The organism is Micromonospora sp. NPDC005194 (genome assembly GCF_040608335.1).
Classification (GTDB): Bacteria; Actinomycetota; Actinomycetes; order Mycobacteriales; family Micromonosporaceae; genus Micromonospora.
On the sequence record NZ_JBEXIA010000010.1, the window covers coordinates 190,747 to 204,064 of the forward strand.

General features: G+C 72.3%; 13 protein-coding genes. 9 read left to right on the plus strand and 4 right to left on the minus strand.

Annotated features, from left to right (window positions below):
* Positions 1-102 precede the first annotated feature (102 nt).
* A complete protein-coding gene (locus ABZU53_RS11695) occupies positions 103-612 on the plus strand; it encodes a hypothetical protein (protein ID WP_354854804.1) in 510 nt (169 codons plus the stop codon).
* A gap of 13 nt (positions 613-625) precedes the next feature.
* Entirely contained in the window at positions 626-1,207 is a 582-nt protein-coding gene (gene thpR, locus ABZU53_RS11700) for an RNA 2',3'-cyclic phosphodiesterase (RefSeq protein WP_354854806.1), read from the plus strand.
* 310 nt (positions 1,208-1,517) lie between these two features.
* Here thpR and sepH read toward each other — a convergent pair whose 3' ends face one another.
* From sepH to ABZU53_RS11715, 3 genes are all read right to left on the minus strand, one after another.
* Positions 1,518-2,600 carry a septation protein SepH gene (gene sepH / locus ABZU53_RS11705; protein ID WP_355065543.1) on the minus strand — a complete coding sequence of 361 codons (1,083 nt, stop codon included), beginning with the start codon at positions 2,598-2,600 and terminating at the stop codon, positions 1,518-1,520.
* A gap of 185 nt (positions 2,601-2,785) precedes the next feature.
* Complete coding sequence (serC, locus tag ABZU53_RS11710; protein ID WP_355065545.1) at positions 2,786-3,913, minus strand: phosphoserine transaminase; 1,128 nt, start codon at positions 3,911-3,913, stop codon at positions 2,786-2,788.
* Positions 3,914-4,113: 200 nt separating this feature from the next.
* A complete protein-coding gene (locus ABZU53_RS11715) occupies positions 4,114-5,220 on the minus strand; it encodes a citrate synthase 2 (RefSeq protein WP_354862774.1) in 1,107 nt (368 codons plus the stop codon).
* 193 nt (positions 5,221-5,413) lie between these two features.
* Here ABZU53_RS11715 and pdxH point away from each other — a divergent pair, with 193 nt between their 5' ends.
* The 7 genes from pdxH to ABZU53_RS11750 all read left to right on the plus strand — a co-directional run bounded on the left by pdxH (position 5,414) and on the right by ABZU53_RS11750 (position 11,552).
* On the plus strand, positions 5,414-6,130 hold the full coding sequence (gene pdxH, locus ABZU53_RS11720; RefSeq protein WP_355065547.1) for a pyridoxamine 5'-phosphate oxidase: 717 nt from the start codon (positions 5,414-5,416) through the stop codon (positions 6,128-6,130).
* A complete protein-coding gene (locus ABZU53_RS11725; protein ID WP_354862778.1) occupies positions 6,127-7,425 on the plus strand; it encodes an MFS transporter in 1,299 nt (432 codons plus the stop codon). Before pdxH ends, ABZU53_RS11725 begins: the two co-directional genes overlap by 4 nt.
* Before the next feature lie 18 nt (positions 7,426-7,443).
* The gene (locus ABZU53_RS11730; RefSeq protein WP_355065549.1) at positions 7,444-8,373 is read left to right on the plus strand and encodes an aldose 1-epimerase family protein; all 930 of its coding nucleotides are present in this window, start codon (positions 7,444-7,446) and stop codon (positions 8,371-8,373) included.
* A complete protein-coding gene (locus ABZU53_RS11735; protein WP_354862781.1) occupies positions 8,373-8,975 on the plus strand; it encodes a nitroreductase family protein in 603 nt (200 codons plus the stop codon). Before ABZU53_RS11730 ends, ABZU53_RS11735 begins: the two co-directional genes overlap by 1 nt.
* 188 nt (positions 8,976-9,163) lie before the next feature.
* Positions 9,164-9,469: a type II toxin-antitoxin system VapB family antitoxin gene (locus tag ABZU53_RS11740; protein ID WP_354862783.1), complete on the plus strand. Its 306-nt coding sequence runs from the start codon at positions 9,164-9,166 to the stop codon at positions 9,467-9,469.
* Positions 9,470-9,503: 34 nt separating this feature from the next.
* On the plus strand, positions 9,504-10,664 hold the full coding sequence (locus ABZU53_RS11745; protein ID WP_355065551.1) for an acyl-CoA dehydrogenase family protein: 1,161 nt from the start codon (positions 9,504-9,506) through the stop codon (positions 10,662-10,664).
* 99 nt (positions 10,665-10,763) lie between these two features.
* Entirely contained in the window at positions 10,764-11,552 is a 789-nt protein-coding gene (locus ABZU53_RS11750; RefSeq protein ID WP_354862786.1) for a DUF4230 domain-containing protein, read from the plus strand.
* A gap of 1,152 nt (positions 11,553-12,704) precedes the next feature.
* Here the strand turns inward: ABZU53_RS11750 and ABZU53_RS11755 are convergent.
* The gene (locus ABZU53_RS11755; RefSeq protein ID WP_007454856.1) at positions 12,705-12,914 is read right to left on the minus strand and encodes a PspC domain-containing protein; all 210 of its coding nucleotides are present in this window, start codon (positions 12,912-12,914) and stop codon (positions 12,705-12,707) included.
* Positions 12,915-13,318 lie beyond the last annotated feature (404 nt).

Here is a 13,318-nt window from a genome sequence, read left to right on the forward strand (position 1 = left end):
TTTCGCGCACGTTCGGAGAACACGGCGAAGTCCCGATCGGCGGATAGCGCGGATGCGGCCAAATCGCTGGCGAGGTGGCACGACGGGGCTTAGCGTCGATATGTGGGAGTCGAACGCGCGCTGATGCTTGCCCTGGCGTTCCTCGCCGTGGCCAGCCTCCCGGCGGCGTTCGCCCTGCTCTTCTGCGCCGACGAGATTATCGACCGGGTGGTCTGCGCCTGGTCCGAGTGGCGCGAGCGCCGGCGGGAGCGACGCACCATCGCCCGCCTCGACCGGGCCATCGAAGCCGACGCGCTGACCCGCGACATCGACCTCAGCGAGTTCGACCGCACCGACCGTCGCCCATTGGAACAGCTCGCCGCCGACCTGCGTCGCCTCGGCGGTCAGCGGCTCGGCGGCACCGGCCGGTCGATGGTCTGGCACGGCGCGGTGGTCCAGGCGTACGACGACCGGCTCCGGCTGGCCTGCCGCGCCCTCGGGATCACCGAACACCTCACCGAGTTGACCGGCGTCGACCAGGAGATCGAACGGGTACGGGTGGAGGGCGTCCTGCACGCCGCCGGTCTGACCCTGCCGGCGGCCCGGGCCGGGCACCGGCAACGGCACCGCTGAACGGTCCAACAGTTTGCGGCTCTTCGTCGCGGTCTATCCGCCCGTCGGGGCGGTCAGCCATCTCGGCGCGCAGATCGCGCGGCTGCGGGTCGGCGCGGCGGCGGCCGCCGGTGTCCGGGTGCGGCTTGCCGACCCGGCGGACCTGCACATCACCCTGGCGTTCCTCGGTGACGTCGAGGCCGCCCGGCTGGTCGACGTGGTGAGTGCGCTCGGGCTCGCCGCCGACCGGTTCCGCGATGCCCGGGACGCCCCGCCCCGGCTGCTTTTGGGTGGCGGTGGCGTGTTCGGCGACGGTCGCCGCACGGTGCTCTGGGTGGACGCCCGGGGCGATGTCGAGGCGCTGCACGAGCTGGCCCAGCTCGTCCGGGAGCGGCTACGCGTGGCCGGGTTGCCGTACGACGAGAAGCCGTTTCGGCCGCACCTGACCGTCGCCCGGCCCGGTGACCGGGTGGAGTTGGCTGCCGTCGAGGCCGACAGGGTGACCCTGGACGACTACGCGGGCCCGGAGTGGCCGGCGACGGGGTTGCTGCTGATGCGGAGCCACCTCGGGTCGGCACGCCCGCGTTACGAGCGGCTCGCCGCCTGGCCGCTCTGATTCGTCGAGCCGGCTTGAACGGCATCGGCCGGCAACGTCGTGCGCCTGAGCTTGCCCTGGCTAGACGAGTAATGCCTAACCTCGCTGGGGCGATGGGCGCAGCCGGCTGCCGACGGTCACCCTCGGTCACCTCCATGGGGGCGGATGCGGTGGTAAGCGGTATACCTCAGAGTCATATTCATACCTCTGAGGTATACCGCTCACCAGCACATCGACACGGCGGGCACTTCGGAGCGCCGATCTCGGGGTATCAAGCGCAGGGGACACCGCGACATCGGCGATCTCGGGAGTGGACCGTGGACGTCGAGCGTCAGGAGGACTCGCGGGCGGCCGGACCGCTGCCGAAGAGCACGTCGTCCCAGCTCGGCAGGCGCTTGCGCGGCTTGCCGTTGGCGTCGGTGGACTCGCCACCGGCCGCCGCGGCGGCCGTACCGGTCCGGCGGGGCCGCAGCACCGCCAGCGACGGAACGGCCGGGACCTCCTTGGGCGCGTCCGAGTCGTCGTCGAAGGCCGAGCCCTGGCCACCGCCGAGCAGCGCGGCAGCGCCGCCGCCGACCGGCCGCTGCCGGGGCGCGTCCGACCCGGCCAGAGCGGCCGGGGTACGCGGCTCAAGGCCGCGACCCGACGAGCCGCCGAGCGGACGGTCCAGTGAAGCGAGCAGCGCGTCCCGGCCGGCCCGAATCGGATCCCGACCAGGGCGCGGGTGTTCGGACGCGGCCGGCAGCCCGTGCCCACCACGGCTCGGCTCGCCACGCGACGGACCAGGCAGGGCGTGCCCGCCCCGCTCCGGCGCCGGCTCCTGGCCGAGGATCGGCGTGGGCCGCTCGGCGCACAGGTACTGCGCCATGTCGTCGTGCGGGGTAACCACCTGCCGGGCCTTGTCCATGTCCCAGATGGCCTGCGCGGTGGCCTTGCCGGAGGGCCAAGTGGCGATGATCCGCCAGGTGCCGTCGTCACGCCGGTACGCGTCCCAGGAGATCTTCTCGGTGTCGATGCCGTGCTGGCTCAGTCGGCCGTTGACCACCTCGGCGAGCGGGGTGGGCTTCTCCGCGCCCTTGAGTCGGGTGCGACGGGCGTGCTGGGCGAGCATCGCCCGTTCCTGGAGCACCGGACCGGCGTAGCGCAGCACGCGGTCGACCGGCACCCCGGCGATCCGGGCGACGTCCTCGGCGGACTCACCGGAGCGGATGCGGGCCTGGATGTCCCGGGGAGACAGTGAGGGAGTCGGGTCGACGGTGCTCGGTGCCACCGCGAGCGGCGGGGCACCCGGCTCGGGGTGCATCACGCCGGCGATGCGTTCGTCGATCGGCAGGGCGAGGAGTCGCCCGACCTCGTCGGCGAGCACCAGCGCCTGGCCGTCCTCGGAAAGGGCGACGAAGCGTACTGGGCGCATAGCGTTGCCTCCGTCCCGCTTCGCTGGCCGCACGCCACGAGTCGGCCACCCAGGCGTCTCGGACCACCGTACGCGCATCTGTCTCGGGGTGGGGGAAGCGACACCCCGCATGTCGCGACTGAGCTGCGGCGATGATCACGGTGGGTGTCCATCGAGGCCCCGACGGACACCCACCGTGACGATGCTCAGAGGCGCTCGACGACGTAGTCGATCGACGCGGTCAGCGCCTCGACATCAGCCGGCTCGACGGCCGGGAACAGCGCCACCCGCAACTGGTTGCGGCCGAGCTTGCGGTACGGCTCGGTGTCGACGATGCCGTTGGCGCGCAGCGCCTTGGCGATCGCGGTGGCGTCCACCCCGTCGGCGAAGTCGATGGTCGCGACCACGTTGGACCGCAGCGCCGGGTCGGTGACGAACGGGGTGGCCACCGTGGACCGCTCCGCCCAGCCGTACACCGTCGCGGCGCTCTCCGCCGTGCGCTTGGCCGCCCAGGCCAGACCACCCTGCGCGTTCATCCAGTCGGTCTGCTCGGCCGCGAGGAAGATGGTGGCCAGCGCCGGGGTGTTGTACGTCTGCTCCAGCCGCGAGTTGTCGATCGCGGTCACCAGGTCCAGGAAGGCCGGGATGTAGCGCCCCGACGCCTTGATCTCGGCGGCCCGGTCCAACGCGGCCGGCGACATCAGGGCCAGCCAGAGGCCGCCGTCGGAGCCGAAGCACTTCTGCGGCGCGAAGTAGTAGACGTCGGTCTCGCCGACGTTGACCTCCAGGCCGCCCGCGCCCGAGGTGGCGTCGACCAGGAGCAGCGACCCCTCGTCCGCACCGGCGACCCGGTTGATCGGCACGGCCACGCCGGTCGAGGTCTCGTTGTGCGGCGTCGCGTACACGTCCACGCCGGCCTCGGCGACCAGGGTCGGCGCGCTGCCCGCCGCGGCCTTGCGGACGGTCGGCTCACCCAGGAACGGAGCGTCGGAGACCGACTTGGCGAACTTCGCGCCGAACTCGCCGAAGCTGGCGAACTGCGCACGGTCGCGGACGAGGCCGAAGGCGGCGACCTCCCAGAACGCGGTGGTGCCGCCGTTGCCGATCACGACCTCGTAGCCCTCGGGCAGCGAGAAGAACTCGGCGATGCCGGAGCGCAGTCGGGCCACCTGGTCGCGGACCGTCTTCTGCCGGTGCGACGTGCCCAGGTAGCTGGTCGCCACCTCGGCGAGCGCGGACACGGCCGCCGGACGGACCTTGGACGGGCCGCAGCCGAAACGTCCGTCGGCGGGCTTGATCTCGTCGGGAATCCGGATGATCGGTGCGTCAGCCACGGTACTGAAGATCCTTCCGCAAGGGCGAGGGCGGGCCCGGCGACACTGCCGGCCCTCATCCTCGCACCCGGGGCGGATGGCGACCGCCGGGGTCCCGACGGCCGGTCTGAGTCCTTCACCACATCGAGCGGCCCACGAGGTCGACAGCGGTCGAAAAAGGGCCCCCGCACCACGGCTGGTGCGGGGGCCCTTCGGGCAGCTCAGACGCCGTGCGGGATGGCGGCCCAGCCCTCGACGTCGGACGGCTTGCGGGTGTTCGGGCCGACGTAGCGGGCGGACGGGCGGACCAGCCGCTGCAGACGCTTCTGCTCCAGGATGTGCGCGCTCCAGCCGCCCATCCGGGCGCAGGTGAACATCGAGGTGAACATGTGCGCCGGCACCTCGGCGAAGTCCAGCACCACGGCCGACCAGAACTCGACGTTGGTGGCCAGCACCCGGTCCGGGCGGCGGGCCTGAAGCTCGGCGAGGGCGGCCTTCTCCAGCGCCTCGGCGATCTCGAAGCGCGGTGCGCCCAGCTCCTTGGCGGTGCGCCGGAGCACGCGGGCGCGCGGGTCCTCGGCACGGTAGACCCGGTGGCCGAAGCCCATCAGCCGCTCGCCGCGGTCCAGGACACCCTTGACGTAGCCCTCCGCGTCGCCGCTGCGCTCCACAGCCTCCAGCATGCTGAGCACGCGGGACGGTGCGCCGCCGTGCAGCGGCCCGGAGAGGGCGCCGATGCCCGACGAGATGCAGGCCGCGGCGTCGGCCCCGGTGGAGGCGACGATGCGCGCGGTGAAGGTGGAGGCGTTCAGGCCGTGCTCGGCGGCCGAGATGAAGTACGCGTCGACGGCCTTGACGTGCCGCGGGTCCGGCTCACCCCGCCAGCGCTTCATGAACCGCTCGACGATGGTCTGCGCCTTGTCGATCTCCTTCTGCGGCACCGCCGGCAGGCCGAGGCCGCGGGCGGACTGCGCGACGAAGGAGAGCGCGGTCACCGACACCCGGGCGAGGTCCTCACGGGCCTGCTCGTCGGAGATGTCCAACAGCTGGCTGAGCCCCCAGTACGGCGCCAGCATCGCGACCGCCGACTGCACGTCGACCCGGATGTCGCCGGAGTGCACCGGCACCGGGAACGGCTCCGCCGGCGGCAGGCCCGGCCCGAACCGGCCGTCGACCAGCAGCGCCCACACGTTGCCGAACGAGACCTGGCCGATCAGATCCTCGATGTCGACCCCGCGATAGCGCAGCGCGCCACCCTCGCGGTCGGGTTCGGCGATCTCGGTCTCGAAGGCTACGACGCCCTCCAGACCGGGTTTGAAATCGGCCATGTCGCTCTCCTGGATCTGGTCGGTGCGCCTGATCAGCTGAGCCGGCCCGGTCGGCCGAGCGCCTTAGGCGACCCTCAGGGATGTGTTCGGAACATCTTGCCTGCTGCGTAACCGGATATGCGACCCGCTGCGACTGTGCTGCACACGACATCTGAGGACGCGCATTCTCCGCGCCACTCGGTGAGACTGGGCGATGCGGACTGGCCAGCGCGGAAGGGTGCATGTCGGGCCGCCGAGAAGGAGTGGGGACGTGACGGGCGACACACCCGCCCCGGCCGCGATGCGTAACGAGTACGCCGCGGACCTGGGCCTGACCGAAGCTGACCTGGCCGCCGACTGGCACCGCCAGTTCGACAGCTGGTTCGCCGACGCGGTGGCCTTCGGGCTGCCCGAGCCGAACGCGATGGTGGTGGGCACCGCCGACGCCGCCGGCCGGCCCAGCGGCCGGACGGTGCTGCTCAAGGGGTACGACCCCGAGGGCTTCGTCTTCTTCACCAACCACCTCTCGCGCAAGGGCGTCGAGGCGTCCGCCAACCCGTACGCCAGCCTGGTCTTTCCGTGGTTTCCCATGCAGCGGCAGGTGGTGGTCGCCGGGTCGATCGCCCCGGTCGAGCGGGCGGTGACCGAGTCGTACTTCGCGAGCCGGCCACGCGGCTCGCAGCTGGGCGCCTGGGCCAGCCCGCAGTCGCAGGTGGTGCCGGACCGGGCCACGCTGGAGGACCGCTATCGGGAGGTGGCCGAGCGGTTCGCCGACGCGACGGTCATCCCGCCCCCGCCGCACTGGGGTGGTCTGCGGGTCCGGCCGGACTCGGTGGAGTTCTGGCAGGGGCGGGCGGGTCGGCTGCACGACCGCCTGCGGTTCCGTCGCGTCGACGGAAGCGACTGGACCGTCGAGCGGCTGGCGCCGTGACGGGTGTGCAGGAGGCCCGGCCGCGCGGAGCGCGCCGCTGGGCGATCGACGTCCGTCCGCTGCGGGTTCCGGCGTACCGGCGATTGTGGCTCGGCAACACCGTGGCGATGTTCGGCTTCCAGTTCACCGCCGTGGCGGTGCCGGTGGAGATGTACGCCCTGACCCGGGACTCGTTCTGGGTCGGTCTGCTGGGTGTGGCTGCCTTCGTACCCCTGCTGGTCTTCGGGCTCTGGGGTGGCGCGGTCGCCGACGCCCGCGACCGCCGTGCGGTGCTGCTCGGCGGCTCATTGTTGCTCTGGGCATCCACCCTCGGGTTGCTGGTCCAGGCGCTGCTGAACGTGGGCAGCCCGGTGCTGTTGCTGGCGTTGATGGCGGTGCAGTCGGTGGCCTTCGCGATCACCTCGCCGGCCCGCAGCGCCATGCTGCCCAGGCTGGTGCCGGACGACCTGGTGGCGTCCGCCACCACCCTGAACTACACGACCTTCACCGCCGCCTCGGTCGCCGGCCCGCTCGCCGCCGGTCTGATCCTCTCCGCCTCGCCGGACACCACGGTGGTCCTGCCGATCGCGTACGGGTTGGACGCGGTGCTGTTCACCGCCATGCTCTGGGCCGCGCTGCGCCTCCCCTCGCTCCCGCCCGAGCCGACCGCCGACGGCCAGGCCCGACGTGCCGGCCTGGCCAGTGTGATCGACGGATTCCGGTACCTCGCCACCACGCCGGTGCTGCTGCTCTCCTTCGGCGTGGACCTGATCGCGATGATCCTGGCCATGCCGAGGGCGCTGTTCCCGGAGATCGCCCAGGAGCGGTTCGGCGGCGGTGGCGCGGTCGGCCTGCTCTACAGCGCCATCGCGATCGGCTCGATGATCGGCGGGCTGACCTCCGGCTGGATCGGTCGCCTCCGCCGGCAGGGGGTCGGCCTGGTGGTCGCGGTGGTCGGCTGGGGCCTGGCGATCGCCGCGGCCGGGTTGGCCCACCAGCTCTGGCTGATGGTCCTACTGCTCGCCGTGGCCGGCGCCGCCGACCTGGTCAGCGCCGTACTGCGCCAGTCCATGCTGCTGGTGTACGCGCCGGACCGGATGCGCGGTCGGCTCCAGGGCGTCAACACGGTGGTGGTGGCCGGCGGTCCGCGCCTGGGTGACCTGCGGGCCGGCACCATGGCCGCCGGGTTCGGCGGCGGGGTGGCCTGGGTCGCCGGTGGGCTCGCCTCGGCGGTGCTCGTGGTGGTGCTCGCGGTCGCCTTCCCGGCGCTGCTGCGCTACCGGGCCACGACGGCGTCGAGCGGCGACCGGCCGTGACCGGTTAGGGTCGCCGACATGGAAAGCCCCGACCAGCGCCCCTTCTCCGGCGCACAGTGGACCATCGCCGCCGCGGGCCACGAGGCAGTCATCGTGGAGGTGGGCGGCGGGCTGCGGACGTACCGGCACGAGGGTGTCGACCTGGTCGACGGGTACCAGACCGACGAGGTGTGCCCCGGCTGCGCCGGGCAGGTGCTCGCGCCCTGGCCGAACCGGATCCGCGACGGTCGCTACCCGTTCGCGGACCGGACGCACCAGCTCGCGCTGACCGAGCCGGAGCGGCACGTCGCCATCCACGGGCTGGTCAACTGGGTGCCGTGGCGGCTGCTGGAGCAGTCCGTGGATGCGGTGACGGTCGGCTACGACCTGCCGCCGCAGCCCGGCTACCCGTGGCCGCTGCGACTGGTCAGCCGGTGGAGCGTCGGCGCGGACGGTCTGCGCGCCGAGCACGAGGTGACCAACATCGGCGCCGAGGTGGCCCCGTTCGGCTTCTCGGTGCACCCGTACCTGCAACTGCCGGGTGTCGCGGTGGACGACCTGGTCATGCGGCTGCCGGCGCGTACCCGTGTGCTGGTGGACGGTCGGCTGCTCCCGGTCGGGGCGACCCCGGTGGCCGGCACCGAGTACGACTGGACCAGCCCGCGCCGGATCGGCGGCGCGGAGTTGGACCTCTGCTTCGGCGAGGTGGTCCGGGACGCCGACGGCGGTTCCTCGGTGAGCCTGGCCGCGCCGGACTCCTCGTCCGGGGTGAGCATCTGGGCGGACGCCGAGTTCGGCTGGTGGCAGGTGTTCACCGGGGACGCGCTCATCGGCGAGCGGCACCGGCGTTCGGTGGCGATCGAGCCGATGACCTGCCCGCCGGACGCGTTCCGCTCGGGCAAGGACCTGCTCACGCTCAAGCCCGGCACGACCTGGCGGGGTGCCTGGGGCATCCGTCCCGGGGCCTGATGGAGTTCGCCGAGGTCGTCCGCCGACGGCGGATGGTGCGCAACTACGACCCGGACCGTCCCGTCCCGCCCGACGTGGTGGATCGGCTGCTCGACCACGCCGTCCGCGCCCCCTCGGCCGGGTTCGCCCAGGGCTGGGGCTTCCTGGTGCTGGAGGAGCCGGCCGACCGGGAGCGGTTCTGGGCCGCCACCACGCCGGAGGGTGGCGGGCGGGAGCGCTGGCTGGCGGGGATGCGCAGGGCGCCGCTCATCGTGGTGCCGCACGCCAACGAGTCGGCCTACCTGCGGCGGTACGCCGAGCCGGACAAGGGTTGGACCGACCGGTCGACCGACCGCTGGCCGGTGCCCTACTGGTACGTGGACACCGGCTTCGCCGCGCTCCTGATGCTGCTCACCGCCGTGGACGAGGGGCTGGGGGCGTGCTTTTTCGGGATTCCGCCGCAGCGGCTGGGCGCGTACCGGGGCGCGTTCGGCGTGCCGGAGGAGTACCACCCCATCGGTGCCGTCACAATCGGTTACCGTGCGCCGGACCATCGGTCACCATCGCTGCGCCGAGGGCGGCGCGAAATGGACGAGGTGGTGCGGCGCGGGCGGTGGAGTTGAGTGGCGCGTCCCGTTCGTCGGAGTTGAGGATCGGGCGAGCGGTAGCGAAACTGACATCAGGGAGCAGAACGTCGCGTGCGCTGGACGGCTAGGCTGGCACGGTCATCGGTGCCGCGCCGCGCGGTGCCCGCCGCGGCCCGGCTCGGTGTCGTCGGTCGGCCCGGCCACGGGGAGGGGAGCGTGCCGTCGTGATCTTCAGAGCGGTCCGGGACGGGCGTCCCTATCCGGAGCACAACCTGACGCTCAAGCAGTGGGCGGAGATTCCGCCCCGTCCGCTGCGCCTGGACCAGTTGATCACCACCAAGCGCGAGCTGGCGCTCGACAAGCTCCTCGCCGAGGACTCGACCTTCTACGGCGACCTCTTTCCGCACGTGGTCCAGTGGAACGGTGGGCTCTACCTGGAGGACGGGCTGCACCGCGCCCTGCGTGCCGCCCTGCAGCAGCGCAACCAGATCCACGCCCGTGTGCTGGTGCTCTCCGGGCCGATCGACTGAACGGCGTGAGCTGAGGCTTCGTTAAGGTGACGGCATGACTGCCCTCGATCTGCTCGACCTGGACCCGTCGCTCAGCGAGGAGGAGCGGCAGATCCGCGACGTCGTCCGCCAGCTCGTCGACGACCGGGTCCGCCCCCACGTCGCCGAGTGGTACGAGGAGGGTCGCGTGCCGGCCCGCGAGCTGGCCCGCGAGTTCGGCAAACTCGGTCTGCTCGGCATGCACCTGACCGGCTACGGCTGCGCCGGCGCCTCCGCCGTCGCGTACGGGCTGGCCTGCCAGGAGCTGGAGGCCGGTGACTCCGGGCTCCGCTCGCTGGTCTCGGTGCAGGGCTCACTGGCGATGTACGCCATCTGGCGCTACGGCAGCGAGGAGCAGAAGCAGCGCTGGCTGCCGGCGATGGCGACCGGCGAGGCGATCGGCTGCTTCGGCCTCACCGAACCCGACCACGGCTCCGACCCGGCGTCCATGACCACCCGGGCCCGCCGCGACGGCGACGACTGGGTGCTCACCGGCGCCAAGATGTGGATCACCAACGCGCCGATCGCCGACGTGGCCGTCATCTGGGCCCGCACCGACGAGGGCGTCCGCGGTTTCGCCGTACCCATGGACACGCCCGGCGTCACGGCCCGCGAGATCGGCCGCAAGATGTCCCTGCGCGCGTCGGTGACCGGCGAGATCGTGCTCGACGACGTCCGGCTCCCCGCCGACACCCAACTGCCCGAGGCGGTCGGGCTCAAGGCGCCGCTGAGCTGCCTGACCGAGGCCCGGTACGGCATCGTCTGGGGCTCACTCGGCGCGGCACGGGACTGCCTGGAGACCACCCTGGCGTACGCCACCAGCCGTACCCAGTTCGGTCGGCCGCTGGCCGGATTCCAACTCACCCAGGCCAAGCTCGCCGACATGGCCGTCGAACTGGTCAAGGGCCAACTGCTCGCGCTGCACCTCGGCCGGCTCGCCGACGGCGGCCGGCTCCGCCCCGAGCAGGTCAGCGTGGGCAAGCTGAACAACGTGCGGGAGGCCCTGGCCATCGCCCGGCAGTGCCGCACCATCCTCGGCGCCAACGGCGTCTCCGGGGAGTACCCGGTGATGCGGCACGCGAACAACCTGGAGAGCGTCCTGACGTACGAGGGCACGTCCGAGATCCACCAGCTCGTCGTCGGGCAGCGGCTCACCGGGCTCTCCGCGTTCGCCTGACCTGCCCGTTTACGCATTCCGGCCGCTCGCCGCGCGGCTGTCGTACCGGGGCCGTACCGTCATTGACAGACGACGTGTCTGACGAGGACGGTGAGTGTGATGGCCCGCGACGCTGGCATCAACGAGCCCACGAGGGAGTTCCCCGGTTACCCGACCGGCGACGACCTCAAGGAGCGCTCGGCCGCGACACCCGACCCGACTCCGGGCGGGCCGGGTGGCACCGATGGTCCTCCGGCCGGCGGGGGTGGGGGTGCGGCCCGTGGGCTGCTCCTCCTGCTCGGTGCCGCCGCGCTGGCCGTGGTGGTGCTGCTCGGCGTGCAGGCGACCGGCTTCCTGCCCGATTTCCGTAACCCGTTCACCAAGGAGCAGACCGACCGCAGCCAGCCGCCGCTGCTGAAGTCGATCCAGGATCTCAGCCGCTACGTGGCCGCCGAAGGCAACTTCCAGGTCGTGGTCGACACCCAGAACGACCGGCGCAACGTCCCGGACTTCCTGCTCAACGAACGCACCCTGTTCGTCGGGGCCGGCAGCGTCGAGGCGTACGTCGACTTCACCAAGATCGGTGAGGGTGCGATCGTGCAGTCCGCCGACGGCAAGTCGGTCGAGATCAAGCTGCCCGCGCCGCAGCTCGGCGAGACCAACCTCGACATGGAGAAGAGCTACGTCTTCGCCGAGCAGCGCGGCCTGCTCAACCGGCTCGGCGACCTGGTCGGCAACGACCCCAACCGGCAGCAGCAGGTCTACCAACTGGCTGAGGAACGGATCACCGCCGCCGCCCGGGACAGCGGGCTCTCCGCCCGCGCCGAGGAGAACACCCGCAAGATGCTGCAGGGGCTGCTGCGCTCGCTGGGCTACCAGCAGGTCACGGTCACCTACACGGCCCCCTGACGCTCGACGCTTCGGCAGTAGGTCGCTGCGGCGCTCGGACGCCCCGGCACCTCCGTGCTCGGTGATCCGGCCCCTCGGCGCCTGGCGGTCCGGCATCTCCACGCTCGGGGCTTCGGTGCCGGAATCCGGTGCCCGGCGCTCCGAAACTGCAGCCGCGCCCGCCCCGACCACCGTCGGGGCGGGCGTTTTCACTGGCCCGCCGCCCGCCGCCCGCCGCCCGCCGCCCGCCGCCCGCCGCCTGGCGCCTGGCGCCTGGCGCCTGGCGCCTGACGCCTGGAGCCCGCCGCCTGCTGCTTGCCGCTTGCTGCCTGCTGCTCGCTGCCTGGCGCCTGGCGCCTGCTGCCTGGAGCCCGCCGCCTGGTGCTCTCCGCTTGCCGCTCGCCGCCTGCTGCTTGCCGCTCGCCGCCTGCTCCTCGCTGCTCGCTGCTCGGTGCCCGCACCGGCCCGGGCCGCGTTGCTGTGGCTGCCTCCGCGCCGTGCTCGTCCTCCGTCCCCGCTGGCAGGTCGGCAATTACCCGTGCACGCCGCTCGTCGGCGTCGGCAGGGCGATTTGTCGGGTCCGCGCCATCCTCTGGCTGCGGTATGAGCAGATCTTGGACAGTTTCCGTCAGCAGCTAACGGAAACTGTCCAAGATCTCGGAGTGGAGGGCCGGTTGGGCGCGTGACGCCGACGCGGTCACGCCCTACGGTCAGGTTTCTGCGGGGCATGACTTGCGGCGAGTCCGGGTTGTGCCGCTGGTTGCGCCCGCCCGCCGGACCGGCCACCACCGCCGCGACTTTCGCGCGGGCCACCAGCACCACCGCCGGGCTGTGCGTCACCGCCGGGTCGTGCGCTACCGCTGGGCCGCGCGCTACCGCTGGGCCGCGCGCTACCGCTGGGCTGTGCGTCACCGCTGGGCTGTGCGTCACCGCCGGGTCGTGCGCTACCGCCGGGTTGTGCGTCACTGCTGGGCCGCGCGCTACCGCTGGGCTGTGCGTCACCGCGGGGCTGTGCGCTACCGCGGGGCCGCGCGCTGCCACTCGATCGCGCGCCACCAGCGATTCGTGCCCACCCGAGATTCGCGCCATGTCCAGGAGCGGGGTGACCGGAGGCCACCACATCGTCGACGTGGTGGCCTCCAGACTGCGCTGCGCTGTGCTGTGCGGGGGTGGTCAGTGGCCGGTGGAGGCGAGGTAGCGGTCCTCGTTCGGCATGAGGATCCAGAGGATCAGGTAGACGATCACCTGGGTGCCGGGCAGCAGCAGTGACAGCAGGAACAGCAGCCGGACCATCCCGGCGGACATGCCGAACCGCTGACCGAGGCCGGCGCAGACACCGGCGAGCATGCGCCCCTGGCGGGGCCGAACCAGTTTGCGACTCATCGTCGTACTCCCACTCTGCGGCGGTGCGCCGCGTCTGCAATCCACGGTAGAAAGGGGTGGCCGTCCTGCCCTCGGTCCCGAGGAGGATCAGCGGTCCATGGACCCGTAGGTACTTACCCGTGCGGCCCCGCTCGACGCCTCCGGCCCGCGCTCCCCGCGCGCAGGCCCCGCGCCCGCGCCCGGCCGGCAGCCCGCGCTCCCCGTGCGTAGGCCCCGCGCCCGCGCTCCGCCGGCAGCCCGCGCCGGTCAAGGTCGTGCTCGATCCTGGATGTAGTGGCTTTCCGCCACTCGCGAGGCCACTACAACAAGGACAACGCCGTTGCGTTTAGCGCCGTGAGCGGGAGGCAAGTCCTTTCTCGAAGAGTGTGATTTCGGCGTGGAAGCTGTAGGTCTGTGTGGTTGTT